14 protein-coding genes are annotated in these 19027 nt (G+C 64.4%); 5 read left to right on the top strand and 9 right to left on the bottom strand.

All coding sequences use genetic code 11. The annotated features are described in order from the left end of the window. Nucleotides 1-74 precede the first annotated feature (74 nt). Nucleotides 75-527: a universal stress protein gene (locus tag Hhyl2_RS05205; RefSeq protein WP_483549669.1), complete on the top strand. Its 453-nt coding sequence runs from the start codon at nt 75-77 to the stop codon at nt 525-527. A 51-nt stretch (nt 528-578) separates the two neighbouring features. Here the strand turns inward: Hhyl2_RS05205 and Hhyl2_RS05200 are convergent, their stop codons facing one another. Genes Hhyl2_RS05200 through glpA form a run of 3 tightly spaced genes read right to left on the bottom strand, consistent with a single transcriptional unit; the run spans nt 579 to nt 4946 of the window. Then, nucleotides 579-1955 carry an anaerobic glycerol-3-phosphate dehydrogenase subunit C gene (locus Hhyl2_RS05200; RefSeq protein WP_483549668.1) on the bottom strand — a complete coding sequence of 459 codons (1377 nt, stop codon included), beginning with the start codon at nt 1953-1955 and terminating at the stop codon, nt 579-581. Further along, nucleotides 1952-3226, bottom strand: a complete 1275-nt coding sequence (gene glpB, locus Hhyl2_RS05195; RefSeq protein ID WP_483549667.1) for a glycerol-3-phosphate dehydrogenase subunit GlpB — start codon at nt 3224-3226, stop codon at nt 1952-1954. Before glpB ends, Hhyl2_RS05200 begins: the two co-directional genes overlap by 4 nt. Continuing rightward, entirely contained in the window at nt 3216-4946 is a 1731-nt protein-coding gene (gene glpA, locus Hhyl2_RS05190) for an anaerobic glycerol-3-phosphate dehydrogenase subunit GlpA (protein WP_483549666.1), read from the bottom strand. Before glpA ends, glpB begins: the two co-directional genes overlap by 11 nt. Before the next feature lie 694 nt (nt 4947-5640). Here glpA and glpK point away from each other — a divergent pair. Genes glpK through Hhyl2_RS05175 form a run of 3 tightly spaced genes read left to right on the top strand, consistent with a single transcriptional unit; the run spans nt 5641 to nt 9517 of the window. After that, nucleotides 5641-7173 carry a glycerol kinase GlpK gene (gene glpK, locus Hhyl2_RS05185; RefSeq protein ID WP_483549665.1) on the top strand — a complete coding sequence of 511 codons (1533 nt, stop codon included), beginning with the start codon at nt 5641-5643 and terminating at the stop codon, nt 7171-7173. 6 nt (nt 7174-7179) lie between these two features. Further along, nucleotides 7180-8289 (top strand): DUF7973 family transport facilitator, encoded by a 1110-nt coding sequence (locus Hhyl2_RS05180; protein ID WP_483549664.1) that lies wholly within the window; start codon nt 7180-7182, stop codon nt 8287-8289. 52 nt (nt 8290-8341) lie between these two features. After that, a complete protein-coding gene (locus tag Hhyl2_RS05175) occupies nt 8342-9517 on the top strand; it encodes a Cdc6/Cdc18 family protein (RefSeq protein WP_483549663.1) in 1176 nt (391 codons plus the stop codon). Between the two features lie 88 nt (nt 9518-9605). Here the strand turns inward: Hhyl2_RS05175 and Hhyl2_RS05170 are convergent, their stop codons facing one another. The 6 genes from Hhyl2_RS05170 to kdgK1 form a co-directional block, all read right to left on the bottom strand. After that, nucleotides 9606-10508, bottom strand: a complete 903-nt coding sequence (locus Hhyl2_RS05170; protein ID WP_483549662.1) for a carbohydrate ABC transporter permease — start codon at nt 10506-10508, stop codon at nt 9606-9608. 89 nt (nt 10509-10597) lie between these two features. Then, a complete protein-coding gene (locus Hhyl2_RS05165) occupies nt 10598-11251 on the bottom strand; it encodes a DUF7344 domain-containing protein (protein ID WP_483549661.1) in 654 nt (217 codons plus the stop codon). 55 nt (nt 11252-11306) lie between these two features. Further along, nucleotides 11307-13529, bottom strand: coding sequence for a bacterio-opsin activator domain-containing protein (locus tag Hhyl2_RS05160; protein ID WP_483549660.1), 2223 nt, complete (start codon nt 13527-13529; stop codon nt 11307-11309). Between the two features lie 75 nt (nt 13530-13604). Then, nucleotides 13605-14576 carry an ROK family protein gene (locus tag Hhyl2_RS05155; RefSeq protein WP_483549659.1) on the bottom strand — a complete coding sequence of 324 codons (972 nt, stop codon included), beginning with the start codon at nt 14574-14576 and terminating at the stop codon, nt 13605-13607. Between the two features lie 53 nt (nt 14577-14629). Next, nucleotides 14630-16393: a pyruvate kinase gene (pyk, locus tag Hhyl2_RS05150; RefSeq protein WP_483549658.1), complete on the bottom strand. Its 1764-nt coding sequence runs from the start codon at nt 16391-16393 to the stop codon at nt 14630-14632. 122 nt (nt 16394-16515) lie between these two features. Next, complete coding sequence (gene kdgK1 / locus Hhyl2_RS05145) at nt 16516-17475, bottom strand: bifunctional 2-dehydro-3-deoxygluconokinase/2-dehydro-3-deoxygalactonokinase (RefSeq protein WP_483549657.1); 960 nt, start codon at nt 17473-17475, stop codon at nt 16516-16518. A gap of 199 nt (nt 17476-17674) precedes the next feature. Between kdgK1 and Hhyl2_RS05140 the strand changes: the two genes are divergently transcribed. After that, entirely contained in the window at nt 17675-19027 is a 1353-nt protein-coding gene (locus Hhyl2_RS05140) for an ABC transporter substrate-binding protein (RefSeq protein WP_483549656.1), read from the top strand.

Below are 19027 nucleotides of genomic sequence, written 5' to 3'. Positions count from 1 at the left end.
TTTCGCGCCTGTCGAGTAACAACACCTGTGGTACCTACCGAAGGATTTACCCCGTCGCCGACAGCATGGCCGCTATGGCACTCGAGACGATCCTGCTCGCGGTCGGCCCGAACGACAAAGACCGCATCGACGAACTCGCCAGCGCCGTCACGGACATCGCCGGTCCGGCGGGCGCGGAAGTAATCGTCGCACACGTATTCACGGACGAGGAGTACGAGAACGTCGTCGACAGACTCGAATTCGAATCGGTCAGTGAAGCCGACGCCGATCAGGTCGCAGACCGGCACACGACCGTTCGGGAACTGCTCAAGCGACTGGACGAAGCGGACATCGAGACCGACGTCCGTGGCGCCGTCGGGAACCACGGCGAACAGATCGTCGACCTCGCCGAGGAGGTCAGCGCCGACCTCGTCGTCGTCGGTGGCCGCAAGCGCTCCCCGACCGGCAAGGCGGTCTTTGGCTCGACCGCACAGGAAGTCATGCTGAGCGCTCCCTGCCCGGTCACGTTCGTCCGCGGCGAAGAGTAACCGACAGCCTGCTTCTCTCACTCGCGAGGCCGGGACGACCCGGCAGCCGTTTCACTCGACGAGGGCTGCCTCTAGCAGTTCGAGTGGATGGCGGATCTCGTAGCCGGTGCCGTGTTCCATCTGCATCGCACAGGTGGGACACTCGGTCATCCCGGTGTCACCGGAGGCGTCCTCCATGTGGTCGAACATCTCGTCGCCGATTTTCATCGACTTCTCGTACTTCTCGGCTTTCCAGCCGTAGGTCCCCGAGATGCCGGAACAGGACTCGCCGACGTCCTCGATGCCGACGCCCTCCAGATCACGGAACAGTTCGACGGACTGGCGTTCCAGCCCCTGGTTACGGGCGTGACACGGCGCGTGGTAGGCGAACTCCCGAGCGAGGTCGCCTTCGACGTCCGCCTCGCGGAGTTCGCCCCGCAGGTCCTCGTGGATACGGAGGTACTCGACGGACTCGAAGGTGTTCGCGGCCACGTCCTCGATGCCGTCGACGTCGAACAGTTCGGGGTACTCCTGGCGGAGCGCCATCGAACAGGAGGTACAGGACGCGATGGCGTCGTAGCCCTGATCGATCAGATCGGACATCGAGGAGACGTTGACTTCGGCACCCCGTCGTGCGTCGTCGAGCATCCCGTTGGCGAACATCGGCGTCCCGGAACAGCGCTGTTCGGGGACGACGACCTCGTAGCCGAACTCCTCGAAGACACGGACCATCGCCTTGCCGACCTCGGGCGTGTTGTAGTTCGAGTAACAGCCGTGGAAGTACGCGACCTTCTTCTCGGCGTCGCGGTCCTCGCCGCGCTGTTCGCGGGCCTCCTGTGCGTTGGCCTTCGAGGTGGCCGCTCCGCCACGGGAGCTCCACCAGTCGCGGAAGGTCTGTTTGGCGAACGACGGGAACTCGCGTTCGCTGGTGACCCCCAGCGTCTTCTCCATGACCCAGCGGGCCGGGCCGAAGTTCATCGCGAAGTTGGCGACGCTCGGGACGAGGCTGGCGAACCGCGCGGAGGTGCGGTAGTTGGCCAAAATCCGGTTACGGACGTACTCGACGGAGAGTTTGTCCATCTGCTCGCTGACGTACTCCCCGCGGGCGGTGTTGTGCATCTGGCTGAGCGGGACGCCCGACGGACAGGCGTTGTCACACCGCATGCAGTTCGAGCAGTCCGTGATCGAGTCGTCGATGGTGTAGTCGTCCTCGTTCTGTTTGAGGCGCCACTGCTCGGGGCCCTGGAACTTCGGGCCGGGGAAGTCGTCGTCGACCTCCGCCACCGGACAGTTGGTGTCACAGGTCGAGCACTTGTAACACGAGTCCGCGCCGGGGCGCAGGTCGAAGTCGTCACTGTCGGGGAAGACGTCGACCGGCTCGAAGTCCTCGCCCGTGTTCGGTGCTGCTGGGTCGAACTCTGTCTCTGTGGGTGATTCGGCGTCGCTCATCGTGCCTCCTGTGCGGCGTTCGTGCCAGCCGCGTGGCCCGTCGCGATCGACACCCCGCTTCCGGACTTCTCGGCTGCGAAGTCGTAGCCGCCCAGGATGCTCCCGGCGGCCCGCAGGTTGTCGAACTCGACGCTGTCGTCTGTTGTGAGTGGGCGCAACTGCTCGTCTGTCGGTACTCCGAACGCCGCGAACGGGTGGTCCCCGAACACGTCCAGGTCGAACCAGTCGTACCGGTCCTCGGCGTGGGGGACGTGGCAATCGAAGATCGGTTCGTAGACCCCCTCGCGGTCTGACTCGACGCCCTTGCCGACCAGACCGCCGGTCGCCAGGACGTACTGGTCACCGCTGACCGGAATCTTCGCGCCGTTCTTCTCGATGTAGACCTCCTCGATACGACCAGCCTCGCTGGCGTAGTCGACGACCGGGTTGCCCGTCTCGAAGTTACCGCCGGCCTCGTCGAGCGCTTCGAAGAGCGCGTCCTCCAGACGGAGGCCGGGTAGCGATGGCGGCCCCATCGGGACCTCGAAGACGTCGACACCCAGCGCGTCACCCAGCGCGGCACGGACGGCGTCTGGATGATCGTCCCCGAGGATGGCCGGGAAGCCGACGCGCTCTTCGCCCTCCAGATGGGGTTCGACGGCGTCCGCGAGCGCGTCGCGCGCGCCGACCATCCGACCGCGGACGGCGACCTCCCCGTTAGTGTCGAGCAGTTTGGCGTACCGGGTGACCTTCGCGTCGGCCCGGAGGTCACCGGGGAACTCGATGGTCACGCCACGAGCGTCGAAGGGGACGCCGGCAGCGTCCAGATGAGCGGCCACGTGGGGGGCGTCGAAATCGACCATCGAGCCCAGCCCGACGAGTAACACGTCGCGGTCGTCGCTCGCCAGCCCTGGGGCGGCCCCACGAGGATAGCGGGCGGTCGGCTTGACCGTCCCGCCGTGGGTCGGCAGGAGCGCGTTCGTGTCCGTGTGGTGGCCACGGTAGTCGGTCACCTCGTCGAACATCGACATCGCCTCGCGGACGCCGTCGACGCCGACGGTCCGGTAGGGGTGGTCCGCTGGGAGGGCAGGGATGGCCTCGTACGGATCGGTCAGTGGTCCCTCGCCCTCGTGGGTATACCCCAGGATGTCGACGAGTCCAGAAGCGTTCCGGAGCGTGCTCTGCTTGTACGAGACCAGACGGACGTCGGCTCCCTCGCGGGCCGCAGCTATCGCAGACGAGAGGCCTGCCAGCCCACCGCCGATGACCAGTACTTCCGATTCAATTGCCATCTGTGCGTCCTCCGTCCGCGGCGACGTCCGTGCCGGTCGCGCCACCGGCCTGTGTGGGTCCGGTGTCGAAGGCGGCGAAGTCGACCGGGTCGCCGTCCGCTGGGTCGTGGTCGCGGTTCTGTGTGGTGGCGTGGAGCGCGTAGTTCAGCATCGCCTGGGAGAGCTGCTGCCCCCACAGGGCGTGGCGCTGCCCTTTCCAGCGCTCCTGGAGGAGTTCGTCCCAGGCCTGGCGGGCGACCGACTCGTCGTACTCGCCGTGGAGTTCGCTGGCCATCCGGTGGGTACAGAAGCCGCCCTGACAGTTGCCCATCGAGGCGCGGGTCCGGATGCGGACGGCGTTCAGGTCCGACCCGGACTGTGAGATGGCGTCCTGGATCTCCGCGCGGGTGACACCCTCGCACTCACAGACCGTCGGGTTCGGGCCGTCGGTCGTGAGCACCTCGTCGGCCCGCGACCCCAGCCGTTCGACGCTCCGACGGCCGATCGGCGACCGCAGGCCGAACTCGTCCATGTAGTCCCGCAGGACGGAGAAGTCCTCGCTGCCCGGCAGCGGCACGTCGGCGGTCCGGCAGTCCGCGTCGATGCCGAACTGGTTACAGACGTGGTCGGAGATCTGTTCGCCCATCATCCGGTAGGTGGTGAACTTCCCGCCGACGATGCTGGTCATGCCGTCTAAGTCGTCCCGTTCCTCGTGGTCCAGCAGGAAGAAATCACGCGTGATGTCGGTCGGGTCGTCGCTGCCGACGTCCGGCGGTTCGTACAGCGGGCGGACGCCCCAGAACGACCGGATCGTCCGGGCATCGGCCAGCATCGGGACGAGTTCCGAGAGCGTCTCGATCATCAGATCGACTTCCCACTGTTCCTCGGGGTAGTCCTCAGGGTCCTCGACCTCCTCGTCGGTGGTCCCGAGGATACAGGTCGTCTCGTGTGGGACGATGATGTCCGCGTCACCCTTGGGCCGACAGCGGTTGATGACGGTGTCGACCTGCCGGGAGTTCATGATGGTCATCACACCCTTCGACGGGCGGACCTCGATGTCGACGCCGGCCATGTCGCCGATGCGCCCCGCCCACGCGCCCGTCGCGTTGACGATATAGTCAGCACGGATCTCCTCGGTCCCGCCCTCGGTGCCGTGGACACGCTTGCCGGGTCCGGCGCTGTGGTCCACTTCGATGCCGACGACCTCGCCGGACTCGATGATGAGATCGGTGACCTTCGAGTGTGTCTCGATGCGTGCGCCGTGTTCCTGTGCACTGGCGGCGTTCGCGACCACCAGACGGAACGGGTCGATTGCCCCGTCGGGGACCGAGATAGCCTTGTCGATGTCCTTGGCCAGGTGTGGCTCCATCTTGCGGGCCTCCGTGCGGGAGAGCACCTCTGCGGGGATCCCGCATTCCTCACAGCCGTTCAGTTTCTTCTCGAAGTACTCCTCGGTGTCCTCCGGGCGTTTGACGAACATTCCGCCGGTCATCTCGACACAGTGGGACGCGATATCCCTGAGGACCCGGTTCTCCTCGATACATTCCGTGGCGCTGGCCTGGTCCGAGACAGCGTAGCGTCCGCCGCTATGCAAGAGCCCGTGCATCCGGCCTGTGGTCCCGTGCGTGAGGTTTCCCTGTTCCAACAGTGTCACGTCGAGTCCTCGCATCGCGAGGTCTCTGGTGATGCCTGCCCCGGTGGAACCGCCGCCGATGACGACGATGTGTGGTGATGAAGCCATCTATCTTACCTGGACTTTGGAGCCCATGTACTTTATTTTACCGTCGAACGGTTTTCGCTGGTAAATTTTATCTGTAATCATGAACATGAATAATTATGATTATCGAGTTCCGAAACTTGAGGATAAACAAATCAGCGCCAGTATCCCCGCTAGACCGGGTCTAGAGCCCATATCTATCCTCTTTATCGGAACATGATAATCCGGGGCGACCCAACAGACGATAGTTACTACTACCCCCGTAGTAGTCAGTTTGCCACTGGTCCCGGTAGCACCGACCGGGAGTACCAGCCGATACGTCCGGGATTGCCCCTGTGACGACAAGATATGTCGGTATACACGCTGACTCGCGCACACGCGAACTGGATACGCTCACTATGGACGGTCGTTCTGGCTGTGTGGCTCCGTAGCACGATTGTGAATCAGACTTGGACAGATCGTCTGCGATCGGGGACGTACACACGGGATTAAATTCGACGATCTGGTAGTGTAGAGAGCCACAGAATTCTAAGTGCCGGGTTCCAGGCGCCGAAATACGAATACCCGGTATCTGGAGCCGAGAAGTAATCTAGTGAAGAGATTTTTCGTTTTTTATCGACGCTCGGCTAATGTGGGTAATCTTTATAATGGTTCACTATATTGTTTACTAGCAGAGCGGCATTCGGCATAAACAATGCCGCCAACGGAGTACACACCAATGGCAGACACATACGTCGGCTCGATCGATCAGGGGACGACTGGCACACGCTTTATGGTCTTCGACCACAGCGGACAGGTCGTCGCCAACGCGTACGAGAAGCACGAACAGATTTACCCGGAGCCGGGGTGGGTAGAGCACGACCCCATGGAGATCTGGGAGAACACCAAGCAGGTCGTCCAGGAGGGGCTCGCGGACGCCGGGCTCGAGGCCAGCCAACTGGAAGCACTGGGCATCACGAACCAGCGTGAGACCACGATCGTGTGGGACAAGGAGACCGGCAAGCCAGTCCACAACGCACTCGTCTGGCAGGACCGCCGGACCACCGACCGTGTCGAGGAGATCCAGGAAGCGGGCAAGGTCGAGTGGATCCGCGAGAAGACCGGCCTGGAATGTGACGCCTATTTCTCCGCGACCAAGACCGAGTGGATCCTCGACAACGCGGAACCGCTCAAGATGCAGGCCTCACGCGGCGCCGACCTGCGCGACCGCGCCGAGGACGGCGAACTGCTCATGGGGACCATCGACAGTTGGGTCATCTACAATCTCACCGGGAACCACATCACGGACGTCTCCAACGCTTCCCGGACGATGCTGTACAACATCCGAGACCTCGAATGGGACGACGAACTCCTCGAAGAGTTCAACGTGCCCAAGGAGATGGTCCCGGAAGTCCGGCCGTCGTCCGACGAGAACCTCTACGGCCACACGGACGCCGACGGCTTCCTCGGGGAGGAAGTCCCGGTCGCCGGCGCACTGGGCGACCAGCAGGCCGCAATGTTCGGCCAGACCTGTTTCGACGAGGGCGACGCCAAGAACACCTACGGCACCGGTTCGTTCTACTTGATGAACACCGGCAACGAGGCCGTCGAGTCCGACCACGGCCTCCTCACCACGATCGGCTTCCAGATGTCCGGCGAACCCGTCCAGTACGCCCTGGAGGGCGCCATCTTCATCACGGGTGCCGCTATCGAGTGGCTCGAAGACGTCGACCTGATCAACAACGCCGCCCAGACGGCGGAACTGGCCAGGTCGGTCGACTCGACCGACGGCGTCTACATGGTACCTGCTTTCACCGGCCTGGGCGCCCCCCACTGGGACGGCCGTGCCCGCGGGACCATCGTCGGGATGACCAGAGGTACCCGCAAGGAACACATCGTGCGGGCGACCCTGGAGTCCATCGCCTACCAGACCCGCGACGTCGCAGAGGCCATGGAGGCCGACTCCGGCGTGGAGACCACGTCGCTGCGTGTCGACGGCGGTGCAGTCAAGAACAACTTCCTGTGCCAACTCCAGTCCGACATCATCCAGACGGACATCGTCCGGCCGGAAGTCGACGAGACGACCGCGCTGGGGAGCGCCTACGCTGCCGGCCTCGCTGTCGGCTACTGGGACACCGTCGACGAACTCCGCGACAACTGGCAGGTCGACCGTGAGTTCACCCCCGAGAAGAGCGCCGAGGAAGTCGACAAGCTCTACAGCCGCTGGGACGACGCCGTCGAGAAGTCCCTCGACTGGGCCAAAGAGGAGTGATCTAGGATGTACGACATGCTACTGCAGATTCCTGTCATCGGCCTCAGTGTGCCGGATTTCCTCATCCTGCTCATTGCGGCCTTCGCCGGCGGTGCCTTCGGCGCGGCGATCGGCGCGCTCCCGGCGTTCTGTTTCACCGGCTTCGCGGTCATCGCGGGTGAGGCGGTCAACGTCGCGGGCTTCGAGAACGCGCCGGACGGCCTGGGCATCTCGTCGGCCCTCACCGGGACCATCGGCTTCGGTGCCGTGTTCGGTCCCCACATCGCCTTCGCGGGTGGTGCCGCAGCAGCAGCGTACGCAGCCAAGCAGGACGGTGCGATGTACGAACCTGGCGACGGTGACTACCACCTGGCCAAGGACATCGCCTACGCGCTGGGCACGCGCCCGGACGTCCTCGCAGTCGGTGGGCTCTTCGGTATCGTCGGCGCCGTCGGGACGGCTATCTCCGGTGGCCTCGCACTGCCGTGGGACCCGATCGCGATCATGGTCGTCGTCTCTGCGGCCCTGCACCGCGTCGTCTTCGGCTACCCGCTGATCGGTGCCGGCGACCGCAACATCTTCGACATGACCCCGTTCGAGAACGGCGAGAAACGCATGGCTACCGACGGTGGTAGCGACGTCATGACCGATGGTGGCACGGCCGAGGCCAAGCGCCTGGCCGTCGAACCGTGGCTGCCCCACCAGTACAAGTGGGCCAACGTCGCCATGATCGGCCTGGTCGCTGGGATCCTCGGCGGCTTCATCGCCGTCGAGACGGGGAGTGCGTTCCTCGGCTTCGGTATCTCGGCCGCCAGCCTGACGTTCCTCAACCTGGGCGTCGAGAAGATTCCGGTCACGCACCACATGACCCTGCCGGCGAGCACCGCCGCGCTCGCCATCTTCGGCGGCGTGCCGACGGGCATGAACGCTGTTATCGCGGTCATCGTCGCCGCCGTCTTCGGCGTCTACGGTGCACTCCTGGGCGAAGTCGTCCAGCGCATCTTCTACGCGCACTCCGATACGCACTTCGACCCGCCCGCGGCCGCTATCGTCGTCGCCACCCTGACTATCGCGATCCTCGGGATCGTCGGTGTCTTCGGTGGCACGTCGTGGGTCCCGGCGCTGGGTCTGCTGTAGACGAGGCGCTCGCAATCTATTTCGTGGGCTGACCGCCCACCTCTCCTGAACGATGGACATCGAAGCGCGAATCAAACGACGCCAACGACGCGACGGGGAACACAGACTCGTCCTCGACTACGAGGCGCTGTCGCCGATCTACCACGCGGCAGAGCCGACCGATCGTGGGCCGGTCTTCGAGCAGTTGCTCGATCACCTCGATCCAGTGTTCGACGGCAAACTGCCCCCCAACGCGTACGTGTTCGGCCCTGCTGGCTCCGGGAAGTCCGCCGTCGTCACGGCGCTGTTCGGACACCTCGAACAGCTGCCGACGGACGCGCGACCGGTCATCCACACGAGTACACGGGCACAGACCCCGACCTCGCCAGCGTTCGTCTACGTCGATACCAGGACCACGACGAGCGAGTTCGCGTTCTACCACGCGATCCTCGACAGCCTCACGGAGGAGGCCGTTCCGGAACACGGCATCGGCACCGAGACCTTACAGTCCCGGCTGCACGAGAAGCTCGGCGGTACCCATTCGGGTGTCGTCGTCGCCGTCGACCACATCGACGACCCTGGCGGGACCGAGACGAGCGACCTCGTCGGCCTGTTCGCCGGGCTCCCGAGCAAGGCGAGCTGGCTGGCGATCGGCCGACTCAGTCCCGAGCAGACGGAGCTAACCGAGTACACCGCCCGGTCGATCCGTGTCGACCGCTATCGACGGCAGATGCTCGTCGACGTGTTGATGACGCGGGCCTCGGACGGACTCGCACAGCAGGCGCTCGACCATCGACTGGCCCGGACGATCGCCGACTGGGCCGACGGGAACGCACACGACGCCCTCGCCGCGCTCCTGATAGCAGCCGTTCACGCCGACAGCAACGGGCGCGACCGCCTCACCGAGGCGGACGTCACCGCCGCTATCGAAGAGATTCCCGATCCCTGTGTGTCGCTCGGCCGCGTCCTCTCGCTGCCGGCAAACAGACAGGCGGTTCTCCGGGAACTCGTCGACCTCGACGCGACCGAGACGGAGTCGGTCACGAAGACGACGGAGGCTATCAGCAGGCGACCGACTGTCGATCTTTCGCAGGGGACCGTCAAACGGTTCCTCTACGAACTGGCCGAGACCGGGATCGTCGAACGCGTTCAGTCGACCAAAGATACGGGACAGGGGCGACCGCCGAGTCGGCTGGAACCGCGGTTCCCGCCGACCGCCTTCCGACAACTGTACGACCTCGCACAGTAGCCGGCCCCGATAGTAGCAATCGAAACGATTCACACCCGATCGCACTGCTGTCGTGCGGTCGGGTGTGCATTGATTTTCGATTGCTACGCTACTTTCCCGTCCACAACCCCATCCAGTAGTCGAATCGCCCGGTCAGGAAGAGCACGACAATCAGCGGCGGGACGAGACTGATCAGCGTCGCCGCGGCCATGAAGTTCGCGTTCGTCAGCGCGGGCAGCGCCATGAGCCCGTTGAGCCGGGTCGCCACCGTCGGGATCGACTCCGTGCCGCCGGTCAGGACCGACGTCCAGAAGTAGTCGTTGTACACCTCGATGAAGACGATGAAGCCGACCGCCGCGAGCGCGGGTTTCGAGAGCGGGAGGACGACGTAGAACAGCGACTCGATGCGGGTCGACCCCTCGACGCGGGCGGCCGCTTCGAGATTGTCCGGTATCTGTCTGAAATACAGGGTGAACAGGATGATTCCCATCGGTAACAGCATCGTCGTGGTCGGCAGGACGATGCCAGTACGGGTCCCGTAGAGGTCGGGGATGGTGACAAACGGGAGCACCGGTGGCGTCAGTGCGAGTTTGATGACCGGCTGCGCGACCGCTTCCGGTGGGAAGAACGCCAGCGCGACGACGAGCAAGAAGAGTGGGCGTCGCCCGTAGAACTCCACACGGCCGAACACGTAGCCGGCCAGCGAGCCGATTGACAACACGAGCAGCGTCGATACCGAGGCGATGACGACGGTGTTCCCCAGTACCTGGAGCCAGTCGACCATCCCGATAGCGATGACGAACCCGGCCGGCGAGACGGACTCCGGAACGACCGGGACCTGCCTGACGGCTCGGGTCGACGTCACCGCGAGGACCATCGTGATGTAGAGTGGAAAGAGACTGAGGAACGCGAACAATCCACCCCCGAGATAGAGAACCACGCGGTACACTAGCGACGGGTGGGCTGCGATATGGAGTATCCGGCGTTGCAGTCCTGATTCTGTGTCTGCCATCGGTCGCGCCGGTTTCCGCCGGGGCCGATTAAACCTAGGGAGAACGAGATTAGTCTAAGCCGTCCGACACTCTATCTGTCGACTCCCGACTACTCGCTTCCGGGGACGGCGACCGGTTCGACGACTGTCTCGAACGTCGGTCCCGGCGCGACGGTCCGGCTACCGGGGTCGTAGTCGAGGACACCGATATCTGCGAGTTTCGGGACGTCGACGTGGTGGAGTCGAGTCAGGAGGCTCTCGAACTCGTCGTCGGTCAGCGGCTCTGACTCGGCTGTCACCTCCAGCGCCAGTGGGACCAGCGGACACGGGGCCCCGTCTTCGGCGAACCGCTTCAGGATCTGCTGCCTGATCGGGTCGGCTCGAACCGCCGCCAGCACGTCCCAGGCAGGGTGGTCGGGGTCGGAAACGTCGGGGACGTTCAGTTCGAGAGCGCCGAAATCGGGTTGCCAGGACTGCCTGAGTTGGACACCCTGTGGACCCTGCTCGACGACGTCCTGTGCTGCGAGCGCAGGGACCGTCGAGTGTCTCAGCGATATCTCGTGTCGACGACGCTCGTCGTCGGGGACCGCCTCACACGGGACACCACCGGTGCTGGAAGCGAGGCGGAGAGCTAGCACTGACGCCGGGAGTGGTCCGGCGCTATCTACGAGGATAGCGAGCACGTGGCGGCGTTCGGCCGTGGCGATCGGAGAGGCGTCGCTCCCGACACAGCGTGAGTGATTAACACGTGTACCACTACTCATGGACAGAGACTAGACCCGGCCCCGCATATCCCCGCTGCCGAAAATTTGAGAGTCCTTACTGGCCATCGAACACGAGATCCAGAAGTTCCTTCTCTGCTTTGCGGAGGTGCTGGTGGAACGTCGACGCACTGATATCGAGGGACCGGGCGACGTCCTCGCCGGAACTCCGGCGCGGCCACTCGAAGAAGCCGCTGAAGTATCCCGTCTTCAGTGCCATCGCCTGTCGGTCGGTGAGTTCGGCCGAGAGAGCCTCCATCAGTGGTCCGGGGGATGGACCGGCCCGCTCCGTCCGCCGGCGTGTCAGGAGTTCCACGTCGGGATAGGTGGTCGTCACGCTCTCGACCAGCGTCTGGACATCCGACTCCGAGGCGAACCGAACCGTCATCTGTAATCTGTCGTCTTCGAGCACGACCCGATCGACGTGCCCGCCGGCCGAGGCGATACTCGCGAGGATCGTCGGGTCGGTCCATCGCGCCTCGAACGAGACGTCGTCGCCGTCGGAGTCCAGGATACTGACCTCGTCCCAGTGCGCCGCAGCATCACTCTCGACCAGTTCCCGCAGCGTCGCGACGCCGCTCTCGGTCGTCCGACCGTACGCGAGAAAGGTCTCTGATTCGACATGAACGGTTCTGTCGACCGTTATCTCTCCGTCGGCGGGTGGCGAGACACCGATATTCTCGAAGACGTCTCTCACCTGGAAGGATATCTCGGTGACCTCCTCGCGCTGGAGGGCGTGCTTGCGCTCGACAGCAGCGATGGCGTGTCCCACGACCTCCCTGATCTGGCCCACGATGTCCCGCTCGGCCTCGTTGAAGGCGTCCGGCCTGTCGGAGTAAATCCCCACCAGCCCGTAGACGGTCCCCTCGTGGACGATGGGGATCGCCGCCGCCGACTGGTAGCCGTACTCCCTGGCGACGTCGTGCCAGGGCTCGAATTCCGCGTTGGTCCGTGCGTTCGCAGCGACGTGCATCTCACCGGTCCGCACGGCGCGCCCGGCAGGCCCCTGTCCCGTGGGAGCGTCGGGATCCGCCGAGAGTTCCACGTCGTCGAGATAGCCGTCGACGCCGACCTCGACGCGCGGCCGGATCTCGCTGGTCTCCGGGTCGACCTCCGCAACCCAGGCGAAGGAGTAGGAGTCCGCCGCGGTGAGACGTTCACACGTCGTCCGCTCGATCTCCTCGCGGGTCGACTGCTCGATGACCGCATCCGTAATCCCCCTGACAACCTCGTTGAGGTCGTTCAGTGCCCTTAGACGCGCGCGCTGTTCCTCCAGTTCCTGTTCGCGTGCCTTCCGTTCGGTCACGTCCATCGTCGCCCCCCGTAGTACGTCGCCGTCGTCGGCCGGTTCGGAGACCGCGCGGATCCACCTGACGTTGTTCTCGCCCGTCACGATCCGGTACTCCTGAACGAGGCCCTCGCCGTCTTCGAGCAAGCGATCGGTCTGGCGGCGAACGCGTTCGCGGTCCTCGGAATGGACGAACGAGAGCACCTCGTCCGGGAGGAACGATTCCTGGTGGTCGACTTCGAAGATGTCGAACAGTTGCTCGGTCCAGATCGCCTCGTGGGGCGGCTTCGAGACGTCGAGTTCCCAGCCGCCGACGTCCGCGAGTCGTTCGGTGTGTCGAAGCAGGTCCGTCGTCCGCCGGAGTGCTGTTTCCCGTTCCTTCTGGCCGGAGATGTCCCGTAACACCCCTGCCGTCCCGCGGATGTCTCCGTCATCGTCTGTGAGCAGTGTGAGGTGGTTCTCGACAGGGATCGTATCGCCCCCTTTCGTGGTGACCTCGTATTCCAGCGTCGCGCTGTCGCGGCTGTCGTCGGTGACGAGGTCGACGATTATCGATTCGGTCTCGGCGATGGTCTCCTCGTCCATCCCTACCGCGACAGAGTTTCCGAGCAACTCAGACCTGCTGTACCCGGATAGATCGACGGCGGCCTGGTTGACGTACGTGAACCGCCCCTGACGGTCGAGTTCGTAAACGGGGTCCCCGACCGCGTCGATGATACGTTTGTACCGCTCCAGTTCGGAGGGGGCGGCTCGATCGGATTCTGCTCCCGAGTCCGCAAACGCGGCCGGTCGCCACCACACGCGTCCGCCGGCTCCGACCTTCTTGGTCCGGAGTTCGTCCCGGTCGGCGAGCGTCGTAAGGCGCTTGTGGACTGTCCGGCGACCGGCGTCGAGTCGGTCGGCTATCTCCGGTGTTGTGAGCGGTTCTCGGGGTTCGACGTCCGAGAAGACCGAGAGCGTCTCGGTGTAGATGTCCCCCTGGTCAGTCGACATGAGACCCATCTAGAGATAGCGGAGCAAAACAGTTCCGCCGGCGGAACTCGAACTGGCGGCGCTGGTCGGCTCTACTCAGCCAGTGTGTGACGGATCGCCGGTTCCACCGGTGAGCGCGGATGCGAGGGCACCGCGGACACCCACGTCGTCGCCCAGCGTCGTGAGCTGGATGTCCGGAATGTTCGCCATCACCATATCGTCGAGTCGGTCGCGGATCGGGTCCAGAACGAGGTCCGGATTGTTGAGCGCGACTGCGCCGCCGACGTAGACGACCAGCGGGGCGTAGGAGTGGACGATGTTCGCCACGCCGATCGCGTTCCAGTGGTTGATCTGATCGAGTACGTGCGCGGCGAAGTCGTCCTCGCCGGCGTACTCGAAGACGTCCGCGGCGGTAAAGCCCTCCTCGTCGATGGGGAGTGCCGTCTCGACGGGGTCCTCGCGGTGGAGCCGCGTCGCGTATCGCGGGATGTTCTCACCCGAGCAGTACGCCTCCCAGTGGCCGTCGTGCCCACAGCCACAGGTCATAAAGCCCGTCGGGTCGATAGTCAGGTGGCCGACCTCGCCGGCGTTGCCGTCCCAGCCGGAGAGGATGTTCCCGTCGACGGCGACACCGGCACCGATACCCGACGAGATGGTGAGATACACCATGTCGTCGGGGTTGCGGTCCGAGTAGTATCGCTCGCCGATGACACCCGCAATCGCGTCGTTGTGGAGGTAGACGCGGTCGCTCCCGATGAGGTTCTCGACCGGGCCGGTCAACGGGATCCGGTCGATCGTATCGGGGAGGTTCGCGGGGTTGGTCACAACGCCCTCGGCCAGATCCATCGGGCCGAAGGAGCCGATACCGGCGGCGACGATGTCGGTGGGGACGATGTCGGCAGCGTCACTGGCCTCGCGCAGCGAATCGAGCACCGCCTCCGTCACGGCGATGCCTGTCGGACCGCGCGGGGTCTTCGTCTTGTGTGATGCAAGTTCAGTTCCGGACTCATCTGCGATGAGGACCCGGATGTGTGTCGCACCGAGATCGACCCCAGCGTATGCGCCCATGCTGGTGGGAACGTCGCCCTTCCGCTACTTAACTACACATATTCTACGCTCGGTCACCGCCGACGGTTCTCCGCGTCCTCGCGGTCGACGGACTGCTCGTAGACGACCCCGCGTTCGGCATCGAGCGTGATCGTCGACCCCTCCTCGATGCTCTCGGGCAGCGTCGCGTCGGCGATCATCGGGATATCCAGTTCGCGCGCGACGATGGCGGCGTAGCTCGTCATGCCCGGATTGCCGTCGATGATACCGCCGATGCGGTCGGTGTCGCCGACGAACTCGCCCTCGAAGTCGCTCGGGACAGTGACGATGGCGCCGTCGGGCATGTGTTCGATGTTCCCGTCGGTCGCCCGGTAGACCTTCCCCGTCACGACGCCCTCGACGACCGAGCGTCCACTGGCGACCGTCTCGGCGGCGACGTGGACCTTCAGCATGTTCGCCGTGTTGAGACCCTCCAGTTCGGTCATCATCCCCGACAGGACGACGACCGTGTCGCCGCCCTCTGCAGCGTTGGTGTCCAGGGCCGCCTGGGCGGCACTCTGGATGATGGCGTCGGCACCCTCGGTCGTGTACTCGGTGAGGACCGGCGTGATGCCCCACGAGAGTGCGAGCTTCCGCTTGACGCGCTCGTTCGGTGTCGACGCGACGATGGGGATCGACGGCCGGTACTTTGCGGACTTGAGGGCGGTATAGCCGGATTCGGATGCAGCAACCACGGCCGAGGCGCCGATGTCCCGCGCGAGGAACCGGGCCGACCGCGCGAGCGCGTCGGTCCGCGTGTCGCCCGCGGCGGGGACGCGCTGTTCTCTGGACTCGGCGTACTCCTCGCTGGCCTCGACGTCCCGGACGATGCGGTCCATCGTCTCGACGACGCGGGCCGGGTGGTCTCCGATGGCCGTCTCACCGGATAGCATCACCGCGTCAGTCCCGTCTAGCACCGCGTTGGCAACGTCCGAGGCCTCCGCGCGAGTCGGTCGCCGCGAGTGGATCATCGAGTCGAGCATCTCGGTGGCCGTGATGACCGGGACGCCGGCCTGGTGGCACTTCCGGATGATGCGCTTCTGGATGATCGGGACATCCTCCAGCGGGCACTCGACTCCCAGGTCGCCACGGGCGACCATGACCCCATAGGCGGCTTCGATGATGGAGTCGAGGTTCTCGACCGCTCCCGCGCGCTCGATCTTGGCGATGATCGGGATGTCGACGCCGCGGTCCTCCAGTGCGCGGCTGATCTCGTAGATATCCTCGCCTGAGCGGACGAACGAGGCTGCAACGAAGTCCGGTTCCTTCTCGGCAGCGACGTCCAGTTCCTGCTCGTCGTTCTTCGTGATCGTCGGCAGGTCGAGTTCGACGCCAGGGACGTTGACTCCCTTGCGAGCGCCGAGTTCCCCGCCGCTCTCGACGTGTGCGAAGACCGAATCCCCCTCGATACGTTCGACGGTCGTCTCGATGCGGCCGTCGTCGAGCAGGACCTTGTCACCCGGTTCCGCGGCGGTGATGGATTTCGAGAGGCCCACCCGTTCGGGAGTCGCCTCGTCACCGACGACGAACTCGACGGTCGATCCCTCGACCAGTTCGATCGAGTCCCGGATCGGTGCGGTCCGGACCTCCGGGCCTGGCATGTCCAGCATCGCCGCGACCGGGCTGTCGACCCGATCGTCGGCCTCTCGAATACGGTCGATCATCTCCCGGCGGTGTTCGGGCGAACCGTGGCTGGCGTTCAGTCGGGCGACCGACATGCCGGCCTCGGCCAGCGACGCGATCTGGTCGGTCGATTCGCTGGCAGGGCCGAGCGTACAGACGATCTTCGCGCTACGCATCAGCGACGACCCCCGTGCTGCTTGCTACTACTCTGATACATCGTGTTATCATAGATAGCGATACCGTCGCGGGGGATAAGAAGGTTGTCTGATACGCGAAACTCACCGACGGCGCCGTCCGGCTATCGACTGATGTCGACGGTTTCGCCCTCGATGAGTTCCCGAACCTCGCTGGGCGAGACCACGGCGATGTCACCGGGGACCGACCGTTTCAGCGCGGCGGTCGCCGCACCCCAGGCCAGCGCATCCGAGACGGAGTGGCCGGTCAGATACCGCGAGAGGAACCCGCCGACGAAGGAGTCCCCGGAACCGACGGGATGTGCGTCTGTCGCTTCGAAGGAATCCTGAACGAACTCGTCGTCGTCTGTCGCCGCAACGACGCCCTCCGAACCGCGGGTGACGACAGTCACGTCGAAGTCGTATTCCGCCGTGAGGTCGGCCGCGATCTCGACGGCGTCGCCTTCCGCCTGGAGGATGTTCTCGGCGTCACGGCGCGCGACGACCAGCACGTCGATATCCGGGAACAGGTCGGTCACGACGGACCGTGCCGCCGCGTGGGACCAGAGTTTCGACCGGTAGTTCATGTCGAAACAGGTCGTCGTCCCGGCAGCACTCGCCCGTGCGAGCAGCTCTGCCGTCGTCTGTTCGAGCGTGTCGGACAGTGCAGGAGTGATCCCCGACGTATGAACGGCGTCCGCGTCCTCGATGAGCCCTTCGGGTACTTCGTCCGTCGAGAGCGTCGTCACGCTCGCGCCCGCGCGGTCGTAGATAACCTCGTTGCCGCGCGGGATCTCGCCCATCTCCAGGTAGTATGTCCCCTGGCGCCCGCTCCCGGAGTCGTCCCAGCAGATCTCGACGTCGACGTCGTGTCGCTTGAGTTCGCCCGTGACGCGTCGCCCGACCGGTGAGTCCGGCAGTTTCGAGAGCCACGCGGTGTCAAGTCCGAGTCGTTCGGCTGCCACTGCCACGTTCGACTCGGCGCCGGCGACGTGGACGTCGTACTGATCCGCCGTCTCAAGACGCTCTTGCTCCGGGGGCGAGAGCCGCAGCATCGTCTCACCGAATGTAACGAGATCTGTCATACTCTCCAGTGATGGTGGGGTGGCTATAAATCCCGTCGAAGTCCGCACCGAGATCGCGATACCGCCAGCGTATCGACTGTACCCGGCCTAAGGTCGCCTTACCATCAGATAGCAGCTATGTAATCACACCGTTACTGCGGGACGACGACCGGCTGAAACGCTCCAAAAGCTTTTGTACTCGAATATATCACACAAACCTATGGGACGTAGGCCAGTGCGTCGTGAGTCCGCTTTCTCACGTCGATCGTTTCTCAGGGCTGTCGGGGCGTCGAGTCTTGCCGGCCTCGCCGGTTGCGGCGGCGGTGGTACCGGAACTCCGACAGGAGAGCAGATCGGTAACTTTCCCGTAACCGGTGACACGGTCACGTTCGGATTCAACGTCGCACAGTCTGGCCCGTTCTCTACCGCAGGGGAGGAGGAACTCCGCGGCCACAAGCTAGCGGTCAAACACATCAACGAGGGTGGTGGCTGGGTCGGCCAGAGCATCTTCAGCAGTCTCGACGGAGATGGGTTGCTGGGAAAGACTGTCGACTACACCGTCGGTGATACAGAGAGCGATCCGGAGTCAGCACGACTCTCGGCCCAGTCGATGATCGACAACGAGGACGTGATCATGCTCTCGGGTGGGTCGACGAGCGACACCGCACTCGCCCACCAGGAGATCGCCGGGGAATCGGAGGTGATCTACATGGCGACGATGTCCCAGATCGACTCGCTCACCGGGTCGGACTGCAACCGCTTTACCTTCCGTGAGATGTTCAACTCGACGATGACGACCAATGCGCTGCTCCCGGTCTTGCTGGACGAGTACGGCGAAGACACGGAGTTCTTCCAGATCTACTCACAGGACGACTGGGGCAACGCACAGCGGCAGTTGTTCGTCGAGAGGTTACGAGAAGCAGGGTGGCGATTCACGGGGAGTCTGGTCTCCCAGGTCGGAACACGCGACTACTCACAGTACATCCCGGACATCGAGAACGCCACGGAGGACGTCCTCATCCTGAACCTCCGTGGGCTGGACGCAGCCAATGCAGTCCGGACCTTCCGTGACGAGTTCCCCGACGAGAACATCGTCATCCCGCTGTACACGCGAGCGGTTGCACAGACGGCAGGGGGCGCCATCGAGGACGTCATCGGGACAGTCGCCTGGGACCCATCCATCGACACCCCACTGTCGGACACGTTCCGCTCTGCGTTCGCCGAAGAGTACGAGGGGGGCACCGCATCGACAAGTTCGTCCGTCCCGTCTGGACCGGCACAGGTCGCGTACACACAGACGCTGTTGTACGCGAGTGCGGTCGCACGGGTAGGGAGTTTCAACCCCAATTCGGTCATCAGTACACTCGAAGGGACTCAGTACGGTGCAGGGGTCGGGTCACAGGAGATGCGCGCGTGTGACCACCAGGCAATGCGGCCGGTACCGATCGTCCGTGGCCGGCCGGAAGACCAGCAGTCGTTCGGGCGGTATTTCGATCTGATCAAAACAACACGGGACACGGCGTATTCGTGTCAGGAAGAACCGGCGAGCGAATGCTCGCTGGGAGGTAGCTAA

This window comes from Haloarcula sp. H-hyl2 (assembly GCF_056934385.1).
The sequence above is the reverse complement of the archived record's forward strand: the minus strand, read 5'-3'. Positions and strand labels throughout refer to the sequence as shown.

What these genes read in the sequence shown, in the direction of transcription:
- Hhyl2_RS05205 (WP_483549669.1), top strand. Translation starts at nt 75, where the DNA reads ATGGCACTCGAGACGATCCTGCTCGCGGTCGGCCCGAACGACAAAGAC.
- Hhyl2_RS05200 (WP_483549668.1), bottom strand. Translation starts at nt 1,955, where the DNA reads ATGAGCGACGCCGAATCACCCACAGAGACAGAGTTCGACCCAGCAGCA.
- glpB (WP_483549667.1), bottom strand. Translation starts at nt 3,226, where the DNA reads ATGGCAATTGAATCGGAAGTACTGGTCATCGGCGGTGGGCTGGCAGGC.
- glpA (WP_483549666.1), bottom strand. Translation starts at nt 4,946, where the DNA reads ATGGCTTCATCACCACACATCGTCGTCATCGGCGGCGGTTCCACCGGG.
- glpK (WP_483549665.1), top strand. Translation starts at nt 5,641, where the DNA reads ATGGCAGACACATACGTCGGCTCGATCGATCAGGGGACGACTGGCACA.
- Hhyl2_RS05180 (WP_483549664.1), top strand. Translation starts at nt 7,180, where the DNA reads ATGTACGACATGCTACTGCAGATTCCTGTCATCGGCCTCAGTGTGCCG.
- Hhyl2_RS05175 (WP_483549663.1), top strand. Translation starts at nt 8,342, where the DNA reads ATGGACATCGAAGCGCGAATCAAACGACGCCAACGACGCGACGGGGAA.
- Hhyl2_RS05170 (WP_483549662.1), bottom strand. Translation starts at nt 10,508, where the DNA reads ATGGCAGACACAGAATCAGGACTGCAACGCCGGATACTCCATATCGCA.
- Hhyl2_RS05165 (WP_483549661.1), bottom strand. Translation starts at nt 11,251, where the DNA reads ATGAGTAGTGGTACACGTGTTAATCACTCACGCTGTGTCGGGAGCGAC.
- Hhyl2_RS05160 (WP_483549660.1), bottom strand. Translation starts at nt 13,529, where the DNA reads ATGTCGACTGACCAGGGGGACATCTACACCGAGACGCTCTCGGTCTTC.
- Hhyl2_RS05155 (WP_483549659.1), bottom strand. Translation starts at nt 14,576, where the DNA reads ATGGGCGCATACGCTGGGGTCGATCTCGGTGCGACACACATCCGGGTC.
- pyk (WP_483549658.1), bottom strand. Translation starts at nt 16,393, where the DNA reads ATGCGTAGCGCGAAGATCGTCTGTACGCTCGGCCCTGCCAGCGAATCG.
- kdgK1 (WP_483549657.1), bottom strand. Translation starts at nt 17,475, where the DNA reads ATGACAGATCTCGTTACATTCGGTGAGACGATGCTGCGGCTCTCGCCC.
- Hhyl2_RS05140 (WP_483549656.1), top strand. Translation starts at nt 17,675, where the DNA reads ATGGGACGTAGGCCAGTGCGTCGTGAGTCCGCTTTCTCACGTCGATCG.